Annotated in this window: 13 protein-coding genes; 8 read left to right on the forward strand and 5 right to left on the reverse strand. The window is 64.9% G+C overall.

What is annotated here, in order from left to right; translation table 11 throughout:
• The first annotated feature begins 46 nt into the window (after window positions 1-46).
• From EYZ64_RS29250 to EYZ64_RS29285, 8 genes are all read left to right on the forward strand, one after another.
• Window positions 47-1129: a PPE domain-containing protein gene (locus tag EYZ64_RS29250; RefSeq protein WP_135459185.1), complete on the forward strand. Its 1083-nt coding sequence runs from the start codon at window positions 47-49 to the stop codon at window positions 1127-1129.
• A complete protein-coding gene (locus EYZ64_RS29255) occupies window positions 1126-1938 on the forward strand; it encodes an ESX secretion-associated protein EspG (protein ID WP_135459187.1) in 813 nt (270 codons plus the stop codon). The genes EYZ64_RS29250 and EYZ64_RS29255 overlap by 4 nt, the downstream gene beginning before the upstream one ends.
• 76 nt (window positions 1939-2014) lie before the next feature.
• Window positions 2015-2284 carry a WXG100 family type VII secretion target gene (locus EYZ64_RS29260; RefSeq protein ID WP_055118232.1) on the forward strand — a complete coding sequence of 90 codons (270 nt, stop codon included), beginning with the start codon at window positions 2015-2017 and terminating at the stop codon, window positions 2282-2284.
• Window positions 2285-2315: 31 nt separating this feature from the next.
• Complete coding sequence (locus tag EYZ64_RS29265) at window positions 2316-2606, forward strand: hypothetical protein (protein ID WP_135459190.1); 291 nt, start codon at window positions 2316-2318, stop codon at window positions 2604-2606.
• Between the two features lie 96 nt (window positions 2607-2702).
• A complete protein-coding gene (locus EYZ64_RS29270; protein WP_135459192.1) occupies window positions 2703-3491 on the forward strand; it encodes a hypothetical protein in 789 nt (262 codons plus the stop codon).
• 94 nt (window positions 3492-3585) lie between these two features.
• Window positions 3586-4512 (forward strand): 3-oxoacyl-[acyl-carrier-protein] synthase III C-terminal domain-containing protein, encoded by a 927-nt coding sequence (locus EYZ64_RS29275; protein ID WP_167858019.1) that lies wholly within the window; start codon window positions 3586-3588, stop codon window positions 4510-4512.
• Between the two features lie 21 nt (window positions 4513-4533).
• On the forward strand, window positions 4534-4866 hold the full coding sequence (locus EYZ64_RS29280; protein WP_135459197.1) for a hypothetical protein: 333 nt from the start codon (window positions 4534-4536) through the stop codon (window positions 4864-4866).
• Window positions 4867-4868: 2 nt separating this feature from the next.
• Complete coding sequence (locus EYZ64_RS29285; RefSeq protein WP_135459199.1) at window positions 4869-6638, forward strand: hypothetical protein; 1770 nt, start codon at window positions 4869-4871, stop codon at window positions 6636-6638.
• A 4-nt stretch (window positions 6639-6642) separates the two neighbouring features.
• Here the strand turns inward: EYZ64_RS29285 and EYZ64_RS29290 are convergent, their stop codons facing one another.
• From EYZ64_RS29290 to EYZ64_RS29310, 5 genes are all read right to left on the reverse strand, one after another.
• Entirely contained in the window at window positions 6643-6939 is a 297-nt protein-coding gene (locus tag EYZ64_RS29290; RefSeq protein WP_135459201.1) for a hypothetical protein, read from the reverse strand.
• Window positions 6936-7382 carry a YbaB/EbfC family nucleoid-associated protein gene (locus EYZ64_RS29295; protein WP_135459203.1) on the reverse strand — a complete coding sequence of 149 codons (447 nt, stop codon included), beginning with the start codon at window positions 7380-7382 and terminating at the stop codon, window positions 6936-6938. Before EYZ64_RS29295 ends, EYZ64_RS29290 begins: the two co-directional genes overlap by 4 nt.
• Window positions 7383-7384: 2 nt before the next feature.
• The gene (locus EYZ64_RS29300) at window positions 7385-8338 is read right to left on the reverse strand and encodes a WXG100-like domain-containing protein (RefSeq protein WP_135459205.1); all 954 of its coding nucleotides are present in this window, start codon (window positions 8336-8338) and stop codon (window positions 7385-7387) included.
• Window positions 8339-8442: 104 nt separating this feature from the next.
• Window positions 8443-9981, reverse strand: a complete 1539-nt coding sequence (locus tag EYZ64_RS32535; RefSeq protein ID WP_286175183.1) for a hypothetical protein — start codon at window positions 9979-9981, stop codon at window positions 8443-8445.
• A gap of 5 nt (window positions 9982-9986) precedes the next feature.
• Complete coding sequence (locus tag EYZ64_RS29310; protein ID WP_135459207.1) at window positions 9987-10223, reverse strand: hypothetical protein; 237 nt, start codon at window positions 10221-10223, stop codon at window positions 9987-9989.
• Between the last annotated feature and the right edge of the window lie 2 nt (window positions 10224-10225).

Consider the following 10225-nt stretch of genomic DNA (forward strand, 5'->3'; position numbering starts at 1 on the left):
GTCACACGTACATCCGGTTCTGTTTCGCGAGGGGAGGTTGCTGGGCGTGGGGTTCACCGACGTTGCGTGGGAGTCACGCAGCACCGAGCAGCTGGCTCGTGACCTCACCGAGGGGCCCGGTCCGTCATCGGTCGGCGGTGCCGGCGCGGCCTGGATCCGGGTCGCCAACGAATTGGCAAATGTCTCCGTTGATTTCGACAAGCTGGTGGCACGCCTGCGGACCGCCTGGGACAGCCAGGCCTCCAGCGCGGCGGCGCAACGCCTGGAAGAGTTCGGCCAGTGGCTGCAGGCGATCAGCCTCAGCGCAGCAGGCAACGGCCAACGCGCCGAGGAAGCCGCGGTCGCGAACACGGTGGCGGTACTCGCGATGCCCAGCGTGGCGGCGGCCGTCGAGACAAAGACCGCCCAGGACATGATGGCCTCGCTGGCGGCGTACAACGGGGCCGTCCTGACCGGGATGTTCGCCGAGTTCGACGCGGCCGCCACCGCTGATGCGGCCAACGCCGCGGCCGTCATGCAACAGTACGAGGAGGCCGCTGCTCCGCTGGCCCAGCCGTGGGATCAGCCTCTGCCTCCGCAGGTGTCAAAAGGCAATGCGCTCAAGGCCGAACAGGGCACCGACGGCGCACCCGGCGGTGGCGGCGGTGCCTCCGGCGGGGTTGCGGCGGTGCCACCGCCGCCGCTGGCCCCCATGTTCGCACCGGGCGTCAAGTCGAGCGCTGACCCGAAGGCGCTGCAGAAGACCGGATTCACCGGTGCCGGAGGCTCCTCGGGCACCGGCATGGGTGGGGCTCCCTATGCACCGATGGGTGCCATGGGACGTAACGACCAGAGCCGCGACTACGAGTCGGTGCAGCCTGCGGCAACTCTCGACGGGGCGGGCGAACCGGGTGCCGGGGTGTCCGACGCCGGACAGTCCTGGCTTCCCACCGCGCAGCAGAACGACGCACCGTTCACGGTGTCGAACGTCAGTTGGGGTCCCGACACCGCGGTGTTCGACGAACTGGCCGCCCCCGAGGTGCCCGCCGGCGAGGGCTTCGCCGACGAACCCGAACGGACGCTTGAGCAGGTGGACAACCGCTGGGTCACTCCTCCGGTGATCGGCGTGGACCGGGGGCTCAACCTATGACGGCCTCGCTCGCTCCCCAGTTCGTCGTCACCAACGACGAACTGCACGTTCTGGCAGCACGTCTCGGAGTCCAGGCGCTACCAGTGGTGCTGGACCTCCGACCGCGGCACCCCACTGGGACGGCACGGGCCGAGGCGGCCGGTGCGGCCACCCGGAACCTGACCGAACGCGGCCTACTGTCAGCCGGGGAGGTCGGCACCGAACTCGCCGTGGTCGTGGAGTCACTGCAACGGCCGGATCGTGAGCTCGCGATGCGCCTGGTCACCCCCGATGGCCTGGCCCGCGTCACGGTCGTACGCCATGGCACACAGTGCGTCTCGGCCTGCCGGGTCGGCGACGAGATCACCCTGGACCTGATCGACGACGGCGCAAACCTTTCCAGCGCCACCGGTGCCCTGCTGCGTCGCCTCCCCGCGGCCGTCCCAGCCGAGATCAGTCCCGTCGGCGCGCCGCTGACCGAGATCGCCCAGGCACTGTCGGACTCCCATGAACCCACCGAGTTGTCCGACCGGATCCGGGCTCTGGGAGCCGACACCCGAACCGCGATGATGCTGGGCTCGGCGCTGGCCGCACGGCTGGCCTTCGCCGAGATCGTCTACTACGCACTCGATGACGACGTGGACCGCGTGTCACGTTCTGCCGGGGCGGTCGCCATCTTCTACACCAAGCGGGGACGGATCGTCGGCGCCCCGAGCGCCTCGCCCAGTGGCCAGTTGTGGACCACCCTCAAGCCGGGATCGGACCACACGATCAGGCAGGCCATCGGCCAGCTTGTCGAGCTGTCCGGCTACAGATGGGGGGACTGCTAGATCCGCTCCGTGTTCACCAGCGAATTCTCAACCACCGTCCGGCGATTCGCGCCGGGTCTGACAAGAGAGGTAAGGCATGACGCTCCATCTGACGCCCGCGGAAGCCCAGAGCAAGATCGAGAACATCGACAAACAGATGATGGATGTCCGGCGGCTGGCTTCCCAGATCCTCGACCAAACCGAGTCGATGACCGCCAGCTCGTGGACTGGCGGCAAGGCCGCCAAGTTTCGCGGCATCATGACGCAGCACCACGAAGACTTCAACTACGTCATCAACAACCTGCAGCACATCGTCGACAAGGGAAAGTCCGACATCAACGCACTCGTCAGCCACGACGCTGACTAGTTGCCGGCCAGACATCGAAAGGGCTTGATCCATGGATACAGACAGCATTCGGTACCAGTACGGAGCCAACTACGCGTCCCTGGACGACATTCAGGGGATGACCAACAACGCGCAGCAGATGCGTGAGGAAGTCAGCCAGGTGTTCGCCGCACTGCAGGGCGTGTACGAGGGCGATGCCGCGGCGACGCTGCACCAGAAGCAGACTCAGATCCTGCAGCAGATGGACGCGATCCTCAACGAGATCACCCAGACCCGGTCCGGGGGCAATCAGTCGCAGGAAGACGCGGCGGCGCTCGACAGGCATCTTGCCGGCGGCTTCTAGCACAGCCGTTCGTCGGCGGGCTCGGTTGACGGCTCCACCGCGACCGGGCCCGCTTACGCGTCCGATTTCCAACTGCCAGACCGAAAGGGGCTCAACGTGATCACCGATAAAGTGGCCCCGCTACGCCATGACGTCGAACCGTGGTTCATGAGCGGGTTCGACTTCAGATGCCTATGCGAGGTGGTCGGCCTCGACCGGCTGCCGCTCCCCCTGGCATATCGAAACAGCAAGCAGCGGTACAAGACCGAACTCGAGGCCGATCGGCAGACCGCCCTGGCCCGTCAGCGCGCCGGCATGACGCAGACTCGACTTGCCATACTCGACGCGCTGCGCTCGCCGGTGTTCCTGCTGCAGGGGTTCGGACAGATCGAAGACGGCACCGGGGCGCGGTTGTATCGCCTGTTCGGTGTTATCGGAGCGTCGGGATACTGCGCAGTCATCACCCAAGACCCCGGTAGAGAGACGATCTTCGGCGAAGACGTCCAGATCATCGGGTGCGTGAACGTGGATTTCCCGCAGGTGGTCCTCGAGGCCCTGCCGGACTACCCGCCCGGCAGCAGACCACGGAAAGACGGTCAGTTCGAGGACGAGACTCCCGAGCAGGTGCTGCGCGACTCGCGAATCACCGGTTCGGTACTGCTCTCCGGATCCTCGGAATTCACCAAGGATTACACGCTGCGCAACGCGAATCACCTGACGCTGATCAACGTCGCCGACGACGGCGCCTACCTGGTGAACGAGGGCATCAGCTCGTTCCAGATCATTCCGGCCACGGTCCCCAATGCCTTGGCCGCCTTCAAGAAGATCGAGGCTGCACACGTCAAGGGGGCGGAGGAACGCCTCGCAGCAGCGCGAACAGAACAAGAGTTCAATGGCGTACCTTAGTGCGGTTTCGACGTACATACCCGGTGGCACGGACAGCGCCGGTCGCCCGAAGCATCTCGCGACCGCAGCGGCCGAGATGCAGTCCGTTCATCAAATGGTGGAGAACGCAGCGCGACAGATCGACGGCACCGCGCTGTCCGCGGCGGCGGACAGCATGGCCGCTTCCTTCCATTGCGGCACCCTGTATCAGGGCGAGCATTTCTGGCCGATACAGAATTCACTCCAACAGTCCGTGCTGGGCAGGACATCCGCCGGTTCCGCGACCGAGATCCGGCAGTTCTGTTCCGGTGGCCTGTACGGCGTGATGCTCGCCGATGCGGTGCTGCAGGCGGGTTGGGCCGGGGACAACGCGATGGTGACCGGTGGCGACAGCATCTTCTACTTCGACCGGCACGAGTATGCGGCTAGCCCGGCGACCGAAGGTTCCCTGCTGGGCGACAGCGGTTTCTGCGCACTTCTGAACCGGACCGAGGGGTTCGCCCGCATCGTGTCCGCCGCGGCACGTTCGCACAATCCGTCGGCCGGCATGATGCACGGCAGGACTGATGGCGGCATCGACGATCCGACGTTTCCGACCTTGGCGGATTGGATCGCCAGGTGGGAGAACTATGACCGACGTGGTTCTGGGACCGTGAAAGACAACGCAATAGCCAGTTTCTGGGTAGCCGTCGGAACCGTGATCGAATGCTACGAACGCGCCGGCCTCAAACCGGATGACATCGATTGGTTCGCACCGTCATTCATTGAGCCGAGACAGGTGACCGACGCCCTCGCCATGCACGCCCGGCTCCGGCCGGCCCCCGGTCTGCGTGACTTCCAGGCACAGTTCGGGCATCTGACGGTCTCGGACTTCGGGGTGAGTCTCGCCTATCTGATGAACCAGAAGATCGCCAAGCCCGGCGACCTGGTCATGCTGTTTGCCGCCGGGAATTTCGTCAACTCGGCAGCGGTGCTGCTTCGAATCGAGAAAGAGGTGACGTTGCCGTTCAATGCAGCACAATCAGATCCAGCACAACCGTAACGATCGCGGCAGAGGAGAATCATGACTAGTCCCTGGGGCGGCCTGGACGCCGCTACCGCCGACGGAAAGCTTTACCTCCACCTCGAACCGGGGGCTGTCGACAGACTCGAGAGCAGCGCCTTCGATCCCTACGAGGCGAAATTGCAGGCGATCATCGACAATGCGCTGGACGACACCACGGGCTACTTCGGTAGTAATGCGAACAACGACCTGGCGAAGGCCATGGAGAACGCCTTCAACGCAAAGGGCAAGGCGCTGACCGATTACGTCAGGGAGCAGCTGGCCCAGACACAGGATTTCATCAAGACGGCGCATGACGCGGCGAATGCGCTGAAGAAACATGAGTCCGGCTAGCCATGAGCGGCTTCGGAAATTGGACGGGCGCCCTCTTCGGCGGCGAGCTGTTCACCTCGGATTCCCACAATTGGACCCCATCGGAGTGGAACAAATTGATGGGGCACGACGAGCCCACAAAATACAACGAATATCCCGATGCGGGCGACAAACTCAAGGCGATGGACCAGTTCACCATCCAGGATGAGAAGAGAGCACCGGACACCTCAACACTTGACGAAATTCCGGGGCTGACCGCAGATCGAACCGTTCAGGATGCGGTGACTGCCGCGACCACCGGCGGTAAGCAGATCAACTTCGAGAGCTGGACCTTCAAAGAACTCCGCGACGAAAAGTCCACGTTGAAGTCGAACCTCACCGCGATCGATACCCTGGCCACGGCCTGGACAACTCACGGGAACAACTTGAAGGAAGATTCCGAGACCTTCAAGGACAAAGTCGACAAGGCAATTGAGGGAAAGTGGTCCGGCGACAGCGCGACGGCGGCGGAAGCCGCCTCCAAGCAGGTCACCAAGACCTCGATCTACGATTTCACGCCGTCGTCGCAAGAGATCTCCGACCGGCTGAAGGTGCTCCATACCGCATTCGACTATGTCCAAGCCCATTTCCCCAACTCTGCAAGCGATGACGTGGTCAAGGATTTTGATTCAAAGAATTTGCAGGGGGTCAATGCCGAGGTCGTGGCATACAACAATAGGTACCACTTCGACTCTGAGGGCCTCCTACGGCTCGACAATGGCCAGTACGTGAACGTAGACACCGCGGTCAAGGACAAGGAGCGGGTCGAACAATCGATCAAGGACTACACCGACGCGGTGCAACTCTTTGACGGCACCTACCAGCCGGCCATCGAAGCGGTGGCCCAGGGCTTCCCCAATCTTCCTCCGCTGCCGAACATGAAGTTCGAAGCTCCCACCGATCCGACCGGCCCCGGCGGGCCAGGCGGGCCGGGTGGCACCAAGCCGTTCAGCCCGGGCGGCGGCAAAACCCCCGGAGGCATCAAGCCTCTCGACAAGTCGGCCTTCGACAAGCTGAATCCCAACAAACCGACCGATCTCGACAAGCTGAAGCCGATCGACCAAAGGTCCATCGACCAAAAGGATTCCACGACTGATCCCACCAAGGACGCCCTCAAGAGCCTGACCGATCCCGCAAAGTCGGCGGTCGACGCGGCAACCAATGCCGCCAAGGACGCGATGGGCCAGGCGATGGACGCCGCCAAGAACGCGGCCCAACAGAACCCGCTGGGGTCAGGGCTGGGAGGCCCACCTGAGGGTGTCCTCGGCCTCGGGCCGCAGGGGCTCGGTGGCGCGGGCGCCGGCAAGGGTGCGGGCGGCGCCGGTGGCGGAGTTCCGATGCGCGGCATAGCGAGTGGTCTGCCGAGCAGCGCGCCCGCAACAGCCGCGGCGAAGATGCCCACCACGGCAGCCGGGGCCGGGGCCGGGTTGGGTGCAGGCGCAGGCAGCCCGGGAGCGGGCTCCCCCGCAGCCGGCCAGCGCGCCGGCGATCAAAACGGCAAAGGCCATCAGGTCAACAAGGCATTGCGGCGCAAGAAGAACGGTAAAGACGTCATCGGTGACGCCGATGCGTCGGTGCCGGTGGTCGGCGCCGACGAGGAATCGGCGCAGACCGAGAGCACGCCGGCCGACAAGCCCGAGTCCCGTCGCCGCATTCCGCAGCGCGGCACCACCTGGCAGCCTGACTCGGCTGTCCAGCCCGGACCCGCACGCCCGGCCCGGGGGGAGCAGTTCACGCCGGGCCGCTCAGAGTGAGGCGTCAGGGTTTGTCTTGCTGTTCCAGCGCATCCGCGGTGATGTGCAGGCCCGCGGCGTAGTAGTCGAGCAGATCGGTCTTCGCTGTGATCGACCCATCGACCCAGTCCAACTGCGCCTTATAGCCTTTGCCGCCGTCGGCGAACTGCTTGCCGATCTTGTCGTGCCCCCACGCTTCGCCTTCACCGCTGAGCATCTGCATCAGCGCCGATTGCACGGCTTTCATGTCGTTGCTGACAGAGGCAAGGTATCGCGCGGTGCCGCGTAGGTCGGCCGGCGTGACGCCCAGCGGTACGGTCATCGCACGCTCCTCACGGTGGGGTAGTCGTCTGGTTCTTCTTCGCCGTCACCACAAGGAACCGGCACCGCGATCGACAGCAGCTCTCTGATGTCGGGTGCGCCCTCGACGATGTCGGACAGCGAGGGAAACCGCTCCCGTCGCTCGGCCAGCGGGGCGAATAGATCCGCCATTTTCCGCTCGATGTCGCGGGCGGCGTCCTGGGCTGCGCCGGTGATGTGCCGTCCGAGATCGACCAGATCGTGTTCATCCAAATATGTTTCGCAGACAGACGTGTGGATGACAACGCCGTCGCAGTCCACGGTCACCGTGACGGTGCCGTCAGCGCAGGTGGCTGCCGAGGATAGCGCTGCCCGCTCCTGCTCGAGTACGGCGAGATCGGCAAACTGTTCCTGTACGAGGGCCAGCGCATCGCTGAGTTCATGGCGCGCCGCGTCGTTGTCCATGTCTAGTCCCCGTCTCCCCCACTGGCAGCCGAGGCACCGCCCCCATCGGGCGTCGACGCTTTGGCGCTGTGTGCCGCGGCTCGACCCCGTACCCCGCCTGTGACTGAAGTAGGCACCGATCCGAGGACGGAAACCGGGTCGATCTCACTGCCGGTGGCCAATGCTCCGGTCACCTTCTTGGACATGCCTGCGACGTATCCGACGGCCGCACCTTTGACCGCCGAATTACCCAGTGCGCGCTGACCGTATATGCTGACGGTGCCCTGGGTGGCACCGCCGACAGAGTTGGCCAGTGCGACGCTTCCCAGCCGGTTCCAGTCGAACTCGTTCTGATGCCCCTTGGACTGTTGGACGTTCTGGATGAACAGTTCCTGCCCGAGAGCCTCAGCCGCCTCGACGCCGGACTTCTTGATGATCCGGTGCACCGTCGTTTTCGTCATCGCCTTGCCCAGGTCGGTCATGACATCCTTGAGCAGCACCGAGACCATCCGCTGGATCGCGGCGGATGTCGTCGTCTCGATGATGGGGATCTCGGCCGCCGATGCGCCGAAGGTCACCGAGGTCTGAGCCAGTGCCCAGGAGATCTCGAACGCCGCGATCGCCAGGGACGTCAAGATCTGCAACTTGGTGTATTCGATGTTCTTGCCGGTGCTTTCGGCAAGCGTGCCGAGGGCCGCCATCGCCTCGGCGAGTTTGTCGACCGTGGCGTCACCGTCGAACAGCAACGCGAACTCACCGTCCGCGGCGCCTGCCGTCACGCCCTGCAGCACAGCACTGGTACTGGCCCGCATCCGGTTCAGTTCGGGTATCAGCTCCGTCAATTGTTCGGCGCGATCGCCCCATTCCCCGCCGATGCGGTACATGGCATCCTCGTCGCCCTTGGGCCATTGCGAGCCGACGAGGTAGGACACCCACTGCAGCGGGCCGGGAATTTGCAGGGTCACCCGATCCCCCATCGGCGAAACATTCTATGCAGCATCGCAATTCACGTTATTGCGCGTTACCGCAGACCGCCATGCCAGACGGCCTTGTTCGCCGAGAGTTCAGCTACCCGCCAGTTCTAAGTCAGCAGGCCGGCCAAACTCAGCTGATTGGCAGCGGCATACACCTGTGCGTCGGGGCGCTCGTCGAACACTGCCGTTACGTCGTCGACCGTGGCGGTGCGCTCGGTGGCGACCTCCAACAGAGCCTGGCACGCTTGCGTTGTCGCGGATCCGGTCTGAGTCACCATGCCGGCGACGGTGGCCTCCGGTGTCCAGATGGCCGGCACCGATAGATCCAGTTCACCTGAGGTGTCGGCAGTACCTCGATACCACTGACCGTTCGCCCACCAGAAGCAGAAACTCAACAGCCCGTTGCGATTTCGGGTGTTCAACACGGAGTCATTGACCCACGCCGGGGCTCCGCCGTAGAGATCGGGTAGCGGGCCACCGCCGTTGTAGGCAGCCTCCAGCAACTCGGAATTCCATTTTCCGCCGGAGAGCACCGCGCGGTCACCGGGCAGGAGAAACAGCGTCGCGCCGCTGCGGGCATCGCTCTCGAACCAGGCGTAACCGGGGTAGATCCGTGGACCCCAGCCCGATCCGACACCGGTATAGGCGGCCGACAGCACCGCCCAGCGTGCCAGCAGGTCGGGAAGCGGGGGGATCTGGTCGGTGACGACGCCCGTGCGACCCGCCGCTCTGTCGGCGTCCGCCGCGGCCGCTGCCTGGGCGGCATCGCGCCCCTGCGCGTCGGGCCCGGCGGTATACCCGGCAAGCCACACCGGTACCTGCGCGCGCGGATAGGTATCAAGGTCGTTGCGGTAGTGCTCGGCGGCCACGATCTGGTCGTCCGGGAACGGCTCGTCGCCGTAGTCGTAGTCGACCGTCGTCTCGCCACGATTGGTGACGTTCAACAGCAGCCGCCACCACGGTCCGGCACTCATGCGGGCCGAGACCTCACGTTGTTGGCGAACCAGGTCGGCGATCGACTGCGGCACCGGAACCAGGCCGGTACGGTCATGGGCCCAGAACTGCAACTGGGCGATCTGGGAGGTGACGGTGAAGGCGAACACCGCGGAGAATTCGTCCCAGCCTTCCGGGCCGAGCTGGGCCAGCTGCTGCACGATCGAGTCGATGAGGCGGGACGCCTCCTCGGCCGTCGCAGCGTCCGCGCTGCTGGGTGCGCCGCCCACCGGTGCCGGCGGCTCGCCGACGATCGTGAAGTCGGCGATCGCGGACGGGTCGTCGGCTGCGGCCAACCTGAACTGGCGCTCGAACTCGGCCATGAAGGCCGCCTCGTCAGAGGCGGAGTTGTTCGGCGCGGCGGCACCGTTGGCCGGGCGCGCAGGTTCCTGTGCGGCGAACTGGTCACGTGCCTGTTGAGGAGGGATCGACGACGACACCTCTTCGATGCGCCCGGAGTCGCCCACCAGGAAGATCGACCGCCCGACCGGGATGTCCAGGAACGCCATCGGATCGCTGTCGTCGATCTCGACCGGTGCGTACACGCTCCAGCCCTTGTCGAAGCGATCGGCTGCCAGACCTTCGGTCGGGTAGTCGAGCCCCCGGGACCTGATCCAGTCTGTGACCAACGAGATTGCCTGTGCCGCTTCCATTGCGTCTACCTTCCCAGACTCTGCTGTTCGGCTTCGATTTCGTCGGCCAGTGCCGAGCGCTCGGCTTGGTGGCGGGCCAGCAGCTCCGCGCTGAATGACGTCCACGCCGCATCCTGCTCCGGCGTCATCTGGGCGCCGTGTACCTCGGATTCGACGTCTGGATGAATGTCCAGGAACTGGTTGAACAGCGCACCCATCTCCCGGCTGTGCCTGCGGTTGAGCTCAATCCGTCGCGGGTCCATGC

Origin of the sequence: Mycobacterium sp. DL99 (assembly GCF_004762045.1) — a bacterium.
Taxonomy (GTDB): Bacteria; Actinomycetota; Actinomycetes; order Mycobacteriales; family Mycobacteriaceae; genus Mycobacterium.

What these genes read in the sequence shown, in the direction of transcription:
- EYZ64_RS29265 (WP_135459190.1), top strand. Translation starts at nt 2,316, where the DNA reads ATGGATACAGACAGCATTCGGTACCAGTACGGAGCCAACTACGCGTCC.
- EYZ64_RS29300 (WP_135459205.1), bottom strand. Translation starts at nt 8,338, where the DNA reads ATGGGGGATCGGGTGACCCTGCAAATTCCCGGCCCGCTGCAGTGGGTG.
- EYZ64_RS29255 (WP_135459187.1), top strand. Translation starts at nt 1,126, where the DNA reads ATGACGGCCTCGCTCGCTCCCCAGTTCGTCGTCACCAACGACGAACTG.
- EYZ64_RS29280 (WP_135459197.1), top strand. Translation starts at nt 4,534, where the DNA reads ATGACTAGTCCCTGGGGCGGCCTGGACGCCGCTACCGCCGACGGAAAG.
- EYZ64_RS29310 (WP_135459207.1), bottom strand. Translation starts at nt 10,223, where the DNA reads ATGGACCCGCGACGGATTGAGCTCAACCGCAGGCACAGCCGGGAGATG.
- EYZ64_RS29260 (WP_055118232.1), top strand. Translation starts at nt 2,015, where the DNA reads ATGACGCTCCATCTGACGCCCGCGGAAGCCCAGAGCAAGATCGAGAAC.
- EYZ64_RS29285 (WP_135459199.1), top strand. Translation starts at nt 4,869, where the DNA reads ATGAGCGGCTTCGGAAATTGGACGGGCGCCCTCTTCGGCGGCGAGCTG.
- EYZ64_RS29275 (WP_167858019.1), top strand. Translation starts at nt 3,586, where the DNA reads ATGGTGGAGAACGCAGCGCGACAGATCGACGGCACCGCGCTGTCCGCG.
- EYZ64_RS29295 (WP_135459203.1), bottom strand. Translation starts at nt 7,382, where the DNA reads ATGGACAACGACGCGGCGCGCCATGAACTCAGCGATGCGCTGGCCCTC.
- EYZ64_RS29290 (WP_135459201.1), bottom strand. Translation starts at nt 6,939, where the DNA reads ATGACCGTACCGCTGGGCGTCACGCCGGCCGACCTACGCGGCACCGCG.
- EYZ64_RS32535 (WP_286175183.1), bottom strand. Translation starts at nt 9,981, where the DNA reads ATGGAAGCGGCACAGGCAATCTCGTTGGTCACAGACTGGATCAGGTCC.